Below are 15,945 nucleotides of genomic sequence, written 5' to 3' on the forward strand. Positions count from 1 at the left end.
GGTCCGGCTGTGCATCCATACCCCAATTTTATTTCCCACCACGGACACGCCCCCAGTCGGGTGGAGAAGTCATCAGCGATTGATGGCAACTCTGGCATGGGACTCGGCGGTCACTTCCACGCCAGCTGGCAGGACCCAGCGCAGGCCAGGAAGCTGAGCTTCAGACCGGAGGCGCAAGTGAATCGTTTCGCCGCCGGGAGACGTTCCAGCTTCGATGACGGCAAGGCCTACGTGCCGTTGGTGTGAGCCCGCCTGTTCGAAGTGCTGCTCAGCCGCAGCACGTATCTGTTGGTCAGAGATCTGGGGGACGCCCGGGGCTGGTTGTGCAGCAATCGCCGCCGCGGAAGCAGCCCCGTCGGCCTCTGACAGAAGCTTGCGGGCCTCCCCGTTGACGACTGTGGCGCCCAGGATCACAGCTGCGAACATCAGAAGAATCGTCATCATGCCGAGGATCAGCACGGTGGTCTGACCACTCTCGTCATTGAGACTGTGCTGGAACCGCAGGTTCTGTCTCATTCACCCTGCACCCCTGTCGATGAAGCCGAAACAGACACCAGCGCATGCTCCCACCCGCCGATTTCGGGGAGCAGCGGCACGGGTACACGAATCTCGATCTCGTATCTGACCAATGAACCCACCTCCTCACAGTCGGCACTGCAGTAACGCCTCACGGTGCCGTGCTCCGGGCTGATGCCGAAGTCAGCGAGCGCGGCATGTACCGACGCCTCGCTGCGCTGAGCCCGCACCGCAGGAGCGGCATCTGAGTATGTGTACATCTTGGTGGCCTGGTCGGCCGCACCCACCGCGGCGTAAGTCGCACTCTGGATGTGGGCAACTCCGACCAGAAACCACACGGTAGGGATCAGCACCATGACTGCGAGTGCAAGAAACTCGACGATGGCGGATCCCTCCTCGTCGTGCCGTTCAGTCGAATTCGTAGGCCGAGCCTGTGACCTCGAGCTCTCCCACTCCCGGCCCGATGACCAGGACCGGCACGCGAGCGTCCACCGTGATGCGCAGCGTCCTACCCTCGGGAACCTCGACGTACTCATAATTGACCTCCTGGGCGTAGCGGTCAGCGACGGATCCCCGGATGAGTTCTTGTGTGCGCGCCACCCCGTCCTGCGCCGATCGATCATCGAGGGCTCCGAAACGCGCCCCCGTAGACGCCGCGTCTATGAGTGAGTTGCGGATGTGGATCAGTCCCGCCACCTGAAGGACTCCAAGAAAGAGCAGCACAAGGAGGGCAGCCACCATCGTGAACTCTGCGGTGGCTGAGCCCCGTTCCTCGGACCGCACTGCGGCCACTGTCACGATCGCGTCACCTGACTGATGGCTTGTTCGAACAGCGCCCGAAAACCGTCTTGCGCAAGCACGAGCAATCCCGCAACTAGCACTGCGGACATCAGCGTAATCATCACCCAGCCGGGTACATCACCGCGCTCTCCCTCATGGACCGCGCAGCCGAGGCGACGCAGTTTTTCGAGGGCGCGATGCAGGGTTGATCCATTCATGGGTCTCAGAATCCAATCTGTAGTAGGGACAATCCTGGGAAAGCGGCAAAAACAACTGTCAGCGGCAGAACCCCGAAAACCACCGGCGCAAGCATGGCGACCTCTTTACGGCCAGCGGCCTCCATGAGCTCCCGTTTGGAGTGGTCCCTGACATCAGCAGCCTGGGCTCGCATCACCTCCGCGAGCGGGGTGCCACGTTCCACCGCGACGACCACGCCGTGGAGAAATCGGGCGATGGCCGGCACATCGATCTCATTACTCAGCGTCCGCAGCGCAGACACAAACGGAGTCCCCGCCCTAGTGCGGCGCATGAGCTCGGAGAGTTCTTCGGCGATTTCCCCACGGCAACTGGTACTGATCCGCTGGAAAGCTCCGGGTGCGGATTCGCCTGCGCTGACAGAAAGTGCCAGGAGCTCCGCAATCGTCGGAAACTCCGCAAGCATTCTCCGCCGCCGGGAGTTGATCCGTGCAGTCAGCTCGGCGTCCCGAGCCGCAGCACCCAGCCCGGCTGCGGTGAGCACAATGAGAGCTGCAGCTGCCGGCTGGAACCTGCCAGCGGTCATCGCCAACATCCCGATCAAGACCCCCACAAGTGCTCCTGCGGCGGCACATATGAGTTGCTGCACGCGGAACTCCGCAGGAGTGAGGGACAGATTGGCATAGCGCAGACGCTTTGCGACCAGTTCCGAACTGGAAGCGAGACCCAACTTCCGCATGTACTGAGCCAGGCTTTGGGCCACCGGCATCAGCATCCGCCCCATCACGGACATAGGCGTACCGTGACGGGTCATAGCCAGGGCCTCGGGCGCCACCGACCTCACGTAAGGGGCGACCCGTTCCGCGACGCGGGGCTGATTCATCAGGGGGAGACCTGCGATGAGCAGGAGGATGCCGAGGCCGAGCGCCAAACCCGCCGTCCCCGCCCACATGGTGGTTTCGGTCATATGAGGACCCGTTCCTCTGCCGGCAGCGCACCGATGCGGAGCATCACGTGGTAGCAGATCAGCGACACCACAAGACCGGAGCTCAGCACGAGCATGCCGGTCATGCTGTGATAAGCCTCCGCAGCCTCGGGCCGAAGGGAGAGCAGGAGCACCACAATCCAAGGGGCGGCCACCGCGAGCTTGGCCCCGTTGACGGTCCAGCTCTGCCGAGCTTCAAGCTCGCTGCGCGTCCGGGCGTTTTCCCGGAGTACATCCGCCATAGAATCAAGCAGCCGACCCAAATCAGTGCCACCCAGTTCACGGGTCGTGCGCAGCGCCAGCACAATGCGATCACCGACCGGATCAGCAAGTCTGATCTTCAGCCTCTCCAGCGCTGGGCCCATAGGCACCCCCGCCCGCCAGTCGGCTCCAAATTCCAGAAACGGCCCGCGAAGCGGCTCCGGGCCGGTGCTTCCCAACTCGGCCAGCCCCTCGGGAAGCGCCAGGCCGGAACGCACAGCCGAGCGGAGGTGGTCCACGACGTCGGGCCACACCTCCGCCAGCTGCCTCCTGCGGCGACGTACCTGCCAACGCAGGAATGCCCATGGCAACAGGGCCGCGAAGACTCCGAGACACACTCCCACCGGCAGCACTCCGGTGAGGGCCATAACAAGAATGAACGTTGTCCCAGCGCAGCCGAGGCTGCTCAGGAAGACCGCGGACACAGGGAGCCGGTAGTGCCCCGCCTCGTCAAGCAGTCGACGAATGCGCTCCGTTCGGCGCTTACTGCGACCGGTTGGACAGCTCCGAGGCGGACCCGCGGCGCTGAACACCAGCACCAGGCCCAGCCCGAGGGCGAGCCCCAAGACGAGTGCCTGCGGGAGGTGCGGCGCGCTCATCACAGAGCACCAGGCAGCTTCTGATGCTCGAACACCGCTTCGCGACGGCGCAATAACCGGTGCCCGTCGTGACGAAAGACCGTGGTGGTCTCGATTGTGCCGGCTTCGACCCGGCTGCCTATCGCGAGGATTTCTGAGACGTATCGGTTCCCCTGGGGCGTGCGAACGCAATGCACTACCAGGTCAAGACACGAGGCCACAGTGGGCACCACGAAGTCTGAGGTGATGTTTTCTCCAGCCAACAATGGCAGCGTGCACAGTTTTGTCAGCGCGTCGTGGGCAGAGTTGGCGTGGACGGTGCTCATACCCGGAAGCCCGCTGTTCATCGCAATAAGCATGTCGAGGCTCTCTGCCTCGCGCACCTCTCCGACGATGAGACGGTCGGGGCGCATGCGCAGCGCCTCCTTCACCAGACGGCGCAGGGGAATTTCGCCATAGCCCTCGAGATTCGCTTGGCGGCATTGCAGGCCCACGGTGTCGCGCAGGGGGATGTCCAGTTCAAACACCTCCTCTACGGTGACCACCCGCTCGCGGGGTCCGATAGCGGAGGCAAGGGCATTGAGCATGGTCGTCTTTCCCGCCCCTGTCGCCCCGCAGATCAGCACATTCAGTCCGGCGGAAACGCACGTGGAGAGAAACTCGGCGGCCTCGGCAGAGAGTGACCCCATGTGGACCATGTCGTCCAGCGAATTAGTTCTGGCAATGAATTTCCTGATGTTCACAGCCCAGGCGTCTCGGGTGACGTCGGGAATCACCACGTGCAGACGCGAACCATCAGCCAGAGAAGCGTCGACGAAGGGCGTGGAATAGTCCAACCGTCGCCCCGAGGCTTTCAGCATGCGCTCGACGAGGTCTTTGACGCGGTTCTCGGTCAGCGTGACCGAGGTCAATTCCGAGCGACCAGCTCGGCTCACGAAAACCTGCTCAGGCTCGTTCCACCAAATCTCTTCCACGTCAGGATCGTCGAGGAGCGGTTGGAGTTCACCGAGCCCGGCCACAGAGTGGAATATTCGGGTGGCCGCACTCTGCGGCTCGCCAAGCACGGGCAGCGCCGCCACCATGGAACGTTTGTCATAGTCAGCCACGGCAGCATCCACCATGCGCCTGATGCTGGTGGGGTCGTTGCTCGGATCGATTCCCTGTCTGCGAATGGATTCCCGAACTTCGTCTTCAACAATGGACACAGCGTCCACGGCGTCAGCCTCCACATGAACCGGTCAGTTTCTCACGGTGCAACGCTGCTGAACGGTGTAGCGATCACTACCCTAACCATCCGTTCAGGTTTCGAAAAGCCCCTGTTAACCCCCTGTGGATAAAGCACTGGTTCAGCATTACTTATCCCCAAGATAGATCTGAGGCGACCCATAAGACCTCAATGAAAGTTAATCTGGCTAAACGAATCCAAACATGCCTGAACGGAAGCTGACTCGATGGACTGGAACATCACTGTGGTACACGCCCCCGGTGCTCTGAGTGCGGATCACTGGGCAGCACTGCGGCGTCAATCGCCCGGTATATATGGTCACGAGCTGCGCTTTGTCGCGGAGACCCCGGCAGACTCCGTCTCGGGTGCGGCATTGGACCACGCCCTGCGTGAGATCCTTCGGACTCGTCACGTCAGACTGAGCACCGCTGGTTACCACCTGCACACTCTCGATGCTGGCTCCCCCTTGCTCCACCCGGGGATGGTGGTGCTGGTCTCTGCACCAGATGCCGGTCCTATGAGATGGTGCACTCCGCAGCTGAAGCTGTGCATTGATTCCGGGCCCGACGCTGGACAGCTGGTGCCTCTGCGGCGGGGGAATACGACCCTGGGCCGGGGCCGTGCCGCCGTCCGGATCGCTGACCCCTCCATTTCCCGCGAGGAAGCCATCCTTGATGTAGGAACTCGGGCCGTTACCCTCCACCGGGGACTGACATCAAACCACGACGACGCCGCCGCTCGCCTGATCACCGAAGTCGATTTCCAACTCGGTTCCACCACCTGCCACCTCGCTGCGGAGGCACCTGAGCCCCGCACACCGCAATCCTGGCCGCCAGCGCCGACGGTGGTGGACGCCCAGCCTCCGGAGGGGAAGCACAAGATGATGCTGGCCTTTGCATTGGTCCCTCTGATTGCCGGCGTGGTGTTGGTGGCCGTCACCGGCATGTGGTTTTTCCTGCTCTTCAGCGGTGCCAGCGCACTGATTGCCTCAGCAATCTTCTGGGACGGCAGGCGGAAGCTGCGGCACTATCGACGCCGGGTGGCCCATGCGGCTTCTTCCTGGGCCTCCCGCGCCAGCGGGTCCCTTTGCTCCCCGGGCCGGTTGACGAGGGATCTTCGGGCTGGGCGGGAGGGTAGTGTCCACGCGGGGGCGACCGACGGTGGTGCCCCCACCGTGCGCCTGGGAACCGGTCTCGTCACCGCTGAGGTGGAAGGTGGGACTTCCTCCCCGCTCGAGACTGCGGAAACGCTCGTCACAGCAGCTGTGGGAATCACCCTCCTGCCCGGTGAGCAAACTTCCATACACGGCTCCGAGCGCGATTCCCATAGACTCCTCCGCTGGCTTCTGATCCAGTTGACACTCAACCCGGCCCCCGCAGAGTGCGTGATCGTAGGAGGCCAGACCGTTCCAGAGGTACGGGATCTGACCCGGGTGTGGCACCTCGCCGCCGAAGAGTTAGCCCAGGTGCTGGAGCGTGAAGACCGACCCTCAGCGCCCCCTGGGCTGCTTATCCTCGCTGATCCGGAAGTCGGACGGTGGATATCGCCCGCAATAGGCGCGGGGTGGCATGTTCTCACCCCGGGGGCCGCACACTCAGGTGTTCGCGGATGGGCGGTGGATCTGCGCAGCCACAGAGTTGAGCGCCAGCTCGGAGACGGCTCCTCAGAGATCACTGCAGAAAACCTCAGCTGGGACGGTCTCTCCGAGCACACCCTGCAGGAGCAGCTGCGCCTTGCCCTGCCTCACCAGGCCCGCACCCGCTCAGCCCAGCAAATTCCCGACACCTCCACCTACCCGCTGCCCGACCAGATGTTCACCGGGACCGCCACCGAGACCCTGACAGCCGTACTCGGACGCGATGCGCACAGCAGAGTCACGCTGGATTTGGTCGGTGACGGTCCCCATCTCCTCATCGCCGGGACCACCGGGTCGGGCAAGTCCGAACTGCTCAAGACGTTGCTGGTCTCATTGTGTGCCGAGTATGGGCCGAATGAACTCGGCCTGGTGCTCATCGACTTCAAAGGTGGCGCCGCCTTCCATCGGATCGGTCAGCTCCCACATGCCCTGGGCTTAGTGACCGACCTGTCCCAGGCGGCCGCGGAACGCACGCTGGAAGGCATTCGAAGTGAATTGGTCCGCCGCGAGCGCCTGTTCCTGGACGCGGGCGCCGGCGACTACTGTGAGTACCGCCATCTCTGCCCTGACCGACCCCTACCTCGGATCCTCGTGGTGATCGACGAGTTCCGGATCTTCTCCCATGAGCTGCCTGATCAGCTGGATGAATTGATGCGTCTAGCCACACTCGGGCGGTCCCTGGGCCTCCACCTGGTCCTCTCCACCCAACGCCCCCAGGGCGTGGTGACGGCAGACATCCGTGCCAACATCGGGGCCAGCATCTGCCTGCGCGTGCGCAGCGAGGACGAATCCCGCGACGTCATCGGCAGCCCATTGGCCGCGGAGATTCCGCGCAACCGACCCGGCAGGGCGGCTCTGCGCACACCGGGTGAGCGCCCTACGGTCTTTCAAAGTGCCCAACTGACTGGTCACCGGCGGCTTCGTCTGCGCCCCGAGGCGCACCCGGGGCAGCCGACACCACCGGCGAACTTCAGCGAGGTCATCGCCGCGGTAGGCAAGGCCGCCTCTGAGCAGTCACAGCGCCGCTTGCACACGCCACTGCTGCCGCCCCTGCCGGAGACCCTCATCGCCACTGACCGCCTGGACGACGAGGCGACCTCACCGCTGCTGGGGCGAACAGACGACCCGGCATTGCAGCGACAGCAGGATCTGGTGCTGAGCCTCCAGGAGCCGCAGTCCATAGCCCTGGTGGGGGAAGTCGGCGCCGGCGCAGCGGCCGCCGCTGCGGCACTGACTGCACAGCTGCTGGACTCCGCGCTGGTGCCGGATGTGTACCTGCTCGACGGTGACCGCTCCCTCGCCGGCTTGGGGCACCATCGTCGCGTGGGTAGCTGGCTCACCGAGGAGGACCCGGCGGAAGTGGAGTATCTGCTCAATTTGCTGTGTGACGAGCTCACCCGCCGGCGGGTCAACACGCCCCCGGACCGCCCACGGCGGCCACTGCTGCTCGTTGTCACCGGCTACGCCCAATGGAACGCAGCCGCTCACTCCAGTGTGCCCAACATGGACCACCTGCTGGGCACCCTGGCCTCAGAAGGCCCCCAAGCTGGAATCGCAGTGGTCGTCTGCGGCGGGAGGGAACTGGCCATGGGGAAACTGCTCTCCCGCTTCCCCACCCGGGTCTACCTGCCGCTGGGGTCTTCGGAAGAAGCCCGCTACCTGTGGCCGAAGCTGCGCAGCGCGGACCCTCTCCCAGGCCGCGGCGTACTGCTCACGCCCCAGATCCCCCCGCCCGGGCTCGCGGTCCAGCTGGTCACCGAGAAACCCCACGTGCCGGAGAATCCGCAGCCAGGTCCGGCTCCACCCCTGACGGTCGCACCGCTGCCGGAACGCATCCTGTACACCGAGCTGCCGGGGGACCCGGCACTATCGGCCTGCGCCGACCCACCACCTCTGGTGGGGATCCAGCAGTTCACCGGTGCGCCAATGTCCCTGCCGCTGGGGCCGGTGAACCTCATCCTCGGAACGGCAGGGTCGGGAAAAACCACCTGCCTGAAGCTGCTGCATCAACAGCTGTCCGGCAGCTTCTTGCTGACCCCGCACGGCACTGGACCCGCACAGCCTCCCGAAGCGCTGCTGGTGGACGATGCTCAACGCTGCACCGCCCAACGGCACAGCGAAATCCAACAGGCTGTGACCGCCGGAGTGCCTGTGGTGGCAACGGCCGCGGCGTCGTCGGGCCTGTTCACTCAACTGCCCTGGGCACACGCTGCCCGCACTGAAGGCTCCAATGTCATCCTGTCCCCCACCCACCGGAGCCAAGCGGACATCTTCGCTTCCATCATCCCGGTGCTGTCCCGTCCCATTCCTGGTCGGGCGGTGCACCTTTGGCAAGAGGGCCCGGTGATGGTCCAGTGGGCACTTCCCGAAGCGTGAGCCGTCACACATTTCATCTGAGCTCCAGAAAGTTCCCGGGCAATCCCCAGTATCTAGGCTTCTAATGAGGTCTATGACTGATCAAGCACGCTCTCCCCTGCACCGTTCAAGCTTTGGCATTCTCTCGGCCACCGCGGCCGCTGCACTGGCATTCACTGCCTGCGCTCCGGAAGAGGAGCTCCCCACCGACGACGATCAGGCCCAGACCGAGAACCAGACTGAAGAGCAGACCGAAGAGCAGACCGAAGAGCAGACTGAAGCGTCGCCCTCCCCGGATGCCGAGGAGAACGACGACGCCGCGGATGACGAGACCCCGGATGACGACGCCGCCGACGGGGTGGAAGAGACCGACGATGACGATGCGGACGCCGGTACCGAAGGCGATGAGCATGTCGTGTACCAGGCTATTCAGGCGGCGCTCGAGGAATATCCTGACGGAGTCATCACGAAGTTCGAGGACGAAAGCGACGACGACGGTTACGTGGAGCTCTCCGTCTACGACGGCACCACTGAGTGGGAGCTTGAGGTCGACGCTGAATCGTTCGAGATCACCAAGACCGAGGACGACGGCATCGACGGCGATGATGAGCAGAAGGCCCAGGCCGTCGAAATTGACATTGCTGAAGCCCTGCAGACCGCCGAACAAGAATCGGGCGGGCAGCCCCATGAAGGGGAGCTCGACACGGAGGACGGCGTGGTCGTCTGGGAGCTCGAAATGGACAATGACGTGGAGGTCTACGTCGATGTGGCGACCGGTGACGTAGTCAAGGTGGACAACTAACCTGTTCTTGTCGACGTCGACCCCGGTTGGTCGACACGTCAGCCGCTCGGGGTAAGCTGTGCCACAGCGAGGGGGCTGAATTGCTGCAGGTGGCTTCCCTCTGACCAGAAGTGACTAGCTGGCAGGAGGCTGACGTGTCCGATCAGGCGCCCGGGGACCGGACTGACAAGACTCAGACAAGCACCAAGCAGGGCGGAGGTGCCGTCCTCGGGGCCGTCATGCGTCCCCTGAACACCCTGGTGGAGAGGTTCATCCCCTCGGCGCTGGTCTTCGCGATCATCCTGACCTTCGTGGTCGCCTTGTTGGCGCTGATCCTCACAGACGCCGGACCCGTGACGGTGGTCGAAGAGTGGGGAATGGGGCTGGCCGGCCTGCTGGAGTTCATCACGCAGATGGCCCTGATCCTGCTGCTCGGCTATATCCTGGCCAACACCCGGCCCGTGCACAAGCTGCTGGTCCGCCTGGCGCGAGTGCCGAAGACGGCCATCCAGGCGTACCTGTTCGTCTTCGTCGTTGCTGCCCTGGCCTCACTGATCACGTGGGGCCTAGGCCTGGTGGCCGGGGCGCTGCTGGCCCGTGAAGTCGCTTACGAGTTCCGGCGCCGGAACCAGTTGGTGCACTTCCCCATGCTGGTGGCCTCGGCCTTTTCCGGGTTCGTGGTCTGGCACATGGGGTACTCCGCCTCCGGCCCGCTGCTTGCCGCGACGCCTGATTCCTTCGTGGCTGATCAGCTGGGCGAGCCGCTGGCCATCACGGAGTCAATATTCTCCACCTGGAACCTGCTGGCTGCTGCGGCCACCATCGGCGCGGTCTGCTTAGCGCTCTACCTGATCGCTCCGCGAAACCAGCGGGCCATCGTCCCGCTGACCGTCGATGCCCGCGAGAAGGAAGTGGAGATTGAGCAGGACGTGGTGACCCCTGCCGACCGAGTGGATGCCTCGCGGATCCCGACCCTGGCCATTGGGCTGCTCCTGGTGGGGTACCTGGTGATTCATTTCGCAGGCGGGGGCACCCTGACCCTGGACATTGTCAACTGGAGCTTCCTGACCCTGATCATGCTCCTAGTGCGCAACCCCTTTGAGCTGATCGCCCTGACCAAGAAAGCCGCTTCCAATGTCGGCGAGATTCTGCTTCAGTTCCCGCTCTACGCCGGAATTCTGGGCATCATGGCAGGCACGGGGCTGATCACCGTCATCTCCGAAGGCTTCGTGGCAATCTCCAATCAGCACACCTTCGCTCTCTTCGCGTTCTTCTCCGCTGGCCTGGTGAACTTGTTCGTCCCCTCCGGAGGCGGCCAAATCGCAGTGCAGGCGCCCATTCTGCTTGAAGCCGCCGAAGCGCTGGGCACCGACCCGGCGGTCGCGATCATGGCCGTGGCCTACGGAGACCAGTGGACGAACATGATCCAGCCGTTCTGGGCGCTGCCGCTGCTGGCTATCGCTGGGCTGAAAATGCGTGACATCCTCGGCTACACCACGATCACACTCATCGCCTCCGGGCTGGTCTTCAGCGCCACACTGCTGCTGGTGTCACTGTAGGCGCCGGTGTCGGCCCCCACACCGCGCCCCAGCCGGCAGCAGTCCGCCCAGTGGGAGGAATTGCTGGGGCAGCTGAGCAGCGACCAGGCGATGGTGGATCAGACGCTGGCAGACCTGCGCAGCAATGTTCCTGGTTACGAGAACGTGCCCACTGCGTCGCTGGAGGCCTCGGTTCAGCGGAATATTGCGCTGACCATCAGGACCATCCGCGACGGGCGCGAACCTACCCCCGAGGAGGTGCCCGAAGCCGACGCACTTGCCGTGGAGCGATACGCCCAAGGGGTTCCTATCGGCAGCGTGCTGGCCGGTTTCCGTGTCTCACTCTCACTGATCTTCCGCAATATTCTCTCCCGCGCCCCAGCCTCAGGCATCCCTGCTGAGCAGATCCTCACCTCCTCCACGCTGCTCTGGGCCCTCGGCGACGCCTTCTCCACCAGAGCAGTGGCCGTCTACCAAGACAGGGAAGTCTCCCGCGCGGTCACCGACTCAGCGCTGCGCGCCGAATGGATCCGCAATGTGGTGACCACAGCGATGCCGCCGGCTGAACGACTCCGCGGCGCCACGCTCTACGGCGTCCCGACCAGCGAGTCAGTCCGGGCCATCGTGCTCAGTGCGCGTCCGGGCTCCGAGGTTCATCGCCTGCACCAGCTGGAGGCCTGGTCACACGAGGCCGGCGCCCGCGTCCTGGCTGCGGTTCAGGGCAGCTCAGTGGTGGGCATTATGCTGAGCCCGCCCCGCTCGCAGGCCGGGTCAGACGGTCTGACCATTGGGCTGGGGGACGCCGCTGCCCTGGAGGAGCTGCCGCGGTCGTTCCAGACGGCATCGATGGCGTTGGAAGCCGCAGAGACACTCGGGCGCACCGGCGTCGTCGACCTCACTCAGCTGTCCTGGCGGCTGGGGGTTCATGCCTGCCCGGAAACCACCGAGATGCTCTACGGGCTGCACATCGCCCCGCTGGAGGACTCCGGGGAATTTGGGCAGCACATTCTGGAAGCGGTAGATGCCTACCTCACCCACCGGATGAGCATTCCTTTGGCCGCCCGCAGCATCCCCATCCATGTCAACACGCTGCGCTACCGGCTGCAGCGCTTCAGTGAGCTCACCGGAGCCGACCTGGGCGACCTCAACACACTGATTGAACTGTCTTGGGTGTTGGCCGCCGGCAAGCACCGGAAGACCAACCACAAGCCATCTTCGTAGCCAGCTACAAGATTTTTGCTGAGATGTTGAACAAACAGATGTAGCCCATGTCACACTCCGGCGAGGATGCTGGACTCCTGTGCTCATCCGTCTGGCAAGCACCATCGAATCCTTCCAGGAGATACCCATGATCTTTGGCATCGCCGGCATCATCATCAGCCTCGTGCTGCTGATCACGCTCGCTTATCGCGGCGTACCGGTCATCCTCGCAGCCCCCGTCGCCTCCGCAGTGTGCCTGATCTTCTCCGGCGCACCGCTGTTGGCCTCATACACCGAAATCTTCATGCCAGCCATGGCCGGCTTCGTCGGGAGCTTCTTCCCCGTCTTCCTCGTCGGCGCGGTCTTCGGTGTGCTCATGACCGTCAGCGGCTACGCCGAAAGCATCGCGCGCACCGTCACCGGATGGGTCGGCAGCCGCAGCGCCATCGCCGCCACCGTCATCACCTCAGCACTGATGACCTATGGAGGCATCAGCCTCTTCGTGGTTGCCTTCGTGATGTACCCGCTGGCACGCGAGCTGTTCCGCGTGGCCGACATCCCGCGCCGGCTGATCCCGGGCACCATCGCCCTGGGCATCTTCACCTTCACCATGACCGCCCTGCCGGGGACTCCGCAGGTGCAGAACATCATCCCCGGCCAGTTCTTCGAAACCGGCGCCTACGCCGCACCCGGCATCGGACTGCTCGGCGGCGCACTGATCCTGGGCCTCGGCCTGCTGTGGCTGGAGTACCGCCGCTCTGCGCTGATCCGCAAGGGTGAGCACTTCGAGAGCATCGAGAGCGCCCCGGTCATCGGAGGCTCCGCCGATGACGGCTCCTCCCACCAGCTTGCCACCCTCGTGCCCGCCAACAAGGTCGTCCCCTTCCTGCCGCTGCTGACCGTCTTCGCCGTCAACTTCAGCTGCACCCTGCTGATCTTCCCCCGGCTGGACTGGAGCTACCTCGCTGAGGAGCAGTTCGGCGAGATCACCATGGAAGCCCGCAGCGGTCTCTGGGCCGTGCTGCTGGCGATCCTGGCAGGCATCGCCGTGCTTGTCCTGCTCAACATGAAGGACATCCGCTCACTGCGAGTCGGCTTCACCGACGGTGTGAAGCGCTCCATGCTTCCGATCTTCTCCACCGCCTCCGAGGTCGGCTACGGGGCAGTCGTGGCCTCCGTGGCGGCCTTCGCAGTGGTGCGTGACTCGGTGTTCAACATGGGCGCAGGCGCACTCTGGACCTCCATTATGACCACCTCCATCACCGCCGGTCTGACCGGCTCCTCCTCCGGTGGTATGACCATCGCCCTGAACGCCCTCGGTGAGGATCTGCGCCAGATGGCCACTGCCGACGGCACCAGCCTGGAGGCGATGCACCGACTCACCGCCATGGCCGCCGGCGGTCTGGACACGCTGCCGCACTCCGGCGCGGTGGTGACCCTGCTGATCGTCTGCGGGCTGACACATCGCCAGGCCTATAAGGACCTCGGTATGGTGACACTGGCAATACCGGTGGTCGTCGTGCTCGGCCTGGCCGGCCTCGTCTCCGCAGTGGGCGCCTTCTGAGCCGCCGCCGCGCAGCACCGCACCTGACAGCAACCTCCCAGGAGAACTCCATGGATGAACAATCACCCCGCAGCGCAGCGGCGGCCCCCACCCTGAACGGGCGCCGCGCGCTGATCACCGGCGGGGCCTCCGGCATCGGCGCCGCTTGCGCCCGGGCCTTTGCCTCCGCCGGGGCCGAAGTGACAGTCTGCGACCTCAACGCCGATGCCGCCCACCAGGTGGCTCAGGAGATCGGCGGCAAAGCGTGGGTGGCCGACCTCGCCGACACCGCTGCGCTGGAAGAGCTGTCACTGGACACCGACATCCTGGTCAACAATGCCGGGATCCAGCACGTCTCCCCCATCCACGAGTTCGACCCGAAGAAATGGCGGTTCATCCACCAGCTGATGGTGGAGTCGCCGTTCCTGCTGATCCGCGCTTGCCTGCCCGGGATGTACGCCCGCGGGTTCGGCCGCGTCATCAACCTCTCCTCCGTGCACGGACTGCGTGCCAGCGCCTACAAGTCAGCCTACGTCTCCGCCAAGCACGCATTGGAGGGGTTGTCGAAGGTCACCGCGCTGGAAGGTGCCAAGCACGGGGTGACCTCGAACTGCATCAACCCCGCCTATGTGCGCACCCCGCTGGTGGAGAAACAGATCGCAGACCAGGCGCGCATCCACAGCATCAGCGAGGACGACGTCGTCGAAAAGATTATGCTGACAGAGTCAGCAGTGAAGCGTCTGGTGGAGCCGGAGGAGGTCGCCAGCCTCGCCCTGTGGATGGCATCGGACTCCTCCGGGATGGTCACCGGCACCTCGTACACCATTGATGGTGGGTGGAGCGCGGCATGAGCGTAGGCAGCGAATCTGTGAAAATGGCCCGACAGCTGGGAGGAATGTGATGAGTGTTGACAAGTCAGTGGCGAGCGCGGCGGAGGCCGTGGCGGACATCCCCGACGGCGCCTCGCTGGCCGTAGGCGGGTTCGGGCTCTCCGGCAATCCCATCCAGCTCATCGAAGCACTTCTGGACCAGGGCGCCGGCGACCTCACCATCGCCTCCAACAACGCTGGGGTCGACGGCTGGGGCCTGGGCAGGTTGTTGGAGCGCGGGCGCATCCGGAAGATGATCTCCTCCTATGTCGGCGAGAACAAGGAGTTCGCCCGGCAGTATCTGGAGGGTGAGCTGGAGCTGGAGCTGGTTCCGCAGGGCACTCTGGCGGAGAAGCTGCGCGCCGGTGGCGCAGGAATCCCCGCCTTCTACACCCGTGCCGGGGTCGGCACACCTGTGGCCGACGGCGGCATCCCCACCAAATACGACTCCCAGGGCAATGTGCTGGAGGAGTCCGGTCCCAAAGAGGTCCGGCCCTTCCGCAGCCCGGATGGTCAGGTGGTCGGTTATGTCCTGGAGGAATCGATTGTTGCCGACTTCTCCCTGGTCCACGCCGCCCGCGGAGACCGGCACGGCAACCTGGTATTCAACAAGGCCGCCCGGCAGTTCTCTCCCCCAGCGGCGATGGCTGGCCGGGTCTGCATCGCCCAGGTGGAGGAGTTGGTCGAACCCGGGGAGATTGACCCCGACGCGGTGCACCTGCCCGGGATCTACGTGCACCGGATTCTTGAAGTAGGTACCGATATCGACAAGCCGATTGAGAAGCGCACTGTGCGCACCCCCGCTGAGGAGGCACGCTGAGATGACCGGACAGACACAGCCCACCGGGTGGACCCGCGATCAGATGGCCGCGCGCGCGGCGCAGGAGCTCAGCGACGGTGACTACGTCAATCTCGGCATCGGGATGCCCACGCTGATCCCGAACCATATTGAGCCCGGCCGCGATGTCATCCTGCACTCCGAGAACGGGATTCTGGGGGTCGGTCCCTATCCCGAGGAGAAGGACCTGGACCCGGACTTGATCAATGCCGGGAAGGAGACGGTCACGGTCAATCCCGGGGCGGCGTTCTTCGACTCCTCCACCAGCTTCGGCATGATCCGTGGCGCCAAGCTCGACGTCGCCGTCCTGGGCGGTATGCAGGTGGCCGCCAATGGAGACCTGGCCAACTGGATGGTGCCGGGCAAGATGGTCAAGGGCATGGGTGGTGCCATGGACTTGGTCCACGGTGCCCGGCAGGTGATTGTGCTGATGGACCACCGGACCAAGGACGGCAGCTCCAAGCTGCTGCCGCAGTGCACCCTCCCCCTGACCGGCCGAGGCGTGGTGAACACCATCATCACCGACCTGGGTGTTATCAAGGTGGGGTCCGACCCGGCGAAGCCGCAGTTCGTCCTGGTCGAAACGGCCCCGGGAGTCACTGAAGAGCAGATCCGGGAAGCCACAGCAGCCCCGCTGCACTGAGG

General features: G+C 64.4%; 15 protein-coding genes. 8 read left to right on the forward strand and 7 right to left on the reverse strand.

The genetic code is table 11. The annotated features are described in order from the left end of the window. Positions 1–72: 72 nt before the first annotated feature. From FEF27_RS07445 to FEF27_RS07475, 7 genes are all read right to left on the reverse strand, one after another. Positions 73–516, reverse strand: coding sequence for a hypothetical protein (locus FEF27_RS07445; RefSeq protein WP_138170229.1), 444 nt, complete (start codon positions 514–516; stop codon positions 73–75). Next, positions 513–872 (reverse strand): hypothetical protein, encoded by a 360-nt coding sequence (locus FEF27_RS07450; protein ID WP_138170230.1) that lies wholly within the window; start codon positions 870–872, stop codon positions 513–515. Before FEF27_RS07450 ends, FEF27_RS07445 begins: the two co-directional genes overlap by 4 nt. Positions 873–924: 52 nt before the next feature. Continuing rightward, positions 925–1,314: a TadE/TadG family type IV pilus assembly protein gene (locus FEF27_RS07455; RefSeq protein WP_243729143.1), complete on the reverse strand. Its 390-nt coding sequence runs from the start codon at positions 1,312–1,314 to the stop codon at positions 925–927. Continuing rightward, positions 1,311–1,514, reverse strand: a complete 204-nt coding sequence (locus FEF27_RS07460; protein WP_138170231.1) for a hypothetical protein — start codon at positions 1,512–1,514, stop codon at positions 1,311–1,313. The genes FEF27_RS07455 and FEF27_RS07460 overlap by 4 nt, the downstream gene beginning before the upstream one ends. Positions 1,515–1,519: 5 nt before the next feature. Continuing rightward, positions 1,520–2,458 carry a type II secretion system F family protein gene (locus FEF27_RS07465; protein WP_138170232.1) on the reverse strand — a complete coding sequence of 313 codons (939 nt, stop codon included), beginning with the start codon at positions 2,456–2,458 and terminating at the stop codon, positions 1,520–1,522. Next, positions 2,455–3,105 (reverse strand): type II secretion system F family protein, encoded by a 651-nt coding sequence (locus FEF27_RS07470; RefSeq protein WP_341805712.1) that lies wholly within the window; start codon positions 3,103–3,105, stop codon positions 2,455–2,457. Before FEF27_RS07470 ends, FEF27_RS07465 begins: the two co-directional genes overlap by 4 nt. Before the next feature lie 230 nt (positions 3,106–3,335). Next, positions 3,336–4,529 (reverse strand): TadA family conjugal transfer-associated ATPase, encoded by a 1,194-nt coding sequence (locus tag FEF27_RS07475; protein ID WP_138170234.1) that lies wholly within the window; start codon positions 4,527–4,529, stop codon positions 3,336–3,338. A 237-nt stretch (positions 4,530–4,766) separates the two neighbouring features. Between FEF27_RS07475 and FEF27_RS07480 the strand changes: the two genes are divergently transcribed. The 8 genes from FEF27_RS07480 (at position 4,767) to FEF27_RS07515 (ending at position 15,943) form a co-directional block, all read left to right on the forward strand. Further along, a complete protein-coding gene (locus FEF27_RS07480; RefSeq protein WP_138170235.1) occupies positions 4,767–8,552 on the forward strand; it encodes an FtsK/SpoIIIE domain-containing protein in 3,786 nt (1,261 codons plus the stop codon). Positions 8,553–8,625: 73 nt separating this feature from the next. Beyond that, complete coding sequence (locus FEF27_RS07485) at positions 8,626–9,333, forward strand: PepSY domain-containing protein (protein WP_166429951.1); 708 nt, start codon at positions 8,626–8,628, stop codon at positions 9,331–9,333. Between the two features lie 218 nt (positions 9,334–9,551). Further along, on the forward strand, positions 9,552–10,871 hold the full coding sequence (locus tag FEF27_RS07490; RefSeq protein ID WP_138170353.1) for a short-chain fatty acid transporter: 1,320 nt from the start codon (positions 9,552–9,554) through the stop codon (positions 10,869–10,871). Positions 10,872–10,877: 6 nt separating this feature from the next. After that, positions 10,878–12,071, forward strand: coding sequence for a PucR family transcriptional regulator (locus FEF27_RS07495; RefSeq protein WP_138170237.1), 1,194 nt, complete (start codon positions 10,878–10,880; stop codon positions 12,069–12,071). 79 nt (positions 12,072–12,150) lie between these two features. Further along, complete coding sequence (locus FEF27_RS07500) at positions 12,151–13,614, forward strand: GntP family permease (RefSeq protein WP_243729144.1); 1,464 nt, start codon at positions 12,151–12,153, stop codon at positions 13,612–13,614. A gap of 50 nt (positions 13,615–13,664) precedes the next feature. Further along, entirely contained in the window at positions 13,665–14,444 is a 780-nt protein-coding gene (locus FEF27_RS07505; RefSeq protein WP_138170238.1) for a 3-hydroxybutyrate dehydrogenase, read from the forward strand. 49 nt (positions 14,445–14,493) lie between these two features. Then, complete coding sequence (locus tag FEF27_RS07510; protein WP_138170239.1) at positions 14,494–15,282, forward strand: CoA transferase subunit A; 789 nt, start codon at positions 14,494–14,496, stop codon at positions 15,280–15,282. 1 nt (position 15,283) lies between these two features. Further along, complete coding sequence (locus FEF27_RS07515) at positions 15,284–15,943, forward strand: CoA transferase subunit B (RefSeq protein ID WP_138170240.1); 660 nt, start codon at positions 15,284–15,286, stop codon at positions 15,941–15,943. Positions 15,944–15,945: the final 2 nt, after the last annotated feature.

The sequence above is a fragment of the Nesterenkonia sphaerica genome, from assembly GCF_005771565.1.
In the GTDB taxonomy this organism is placed as follows: Bacteria; Actinomycetota; Actinomycetes; order Actinomycetales; family Micrococcaceae; genus Nesterenkonia; species Nesterenkonia sphaerica.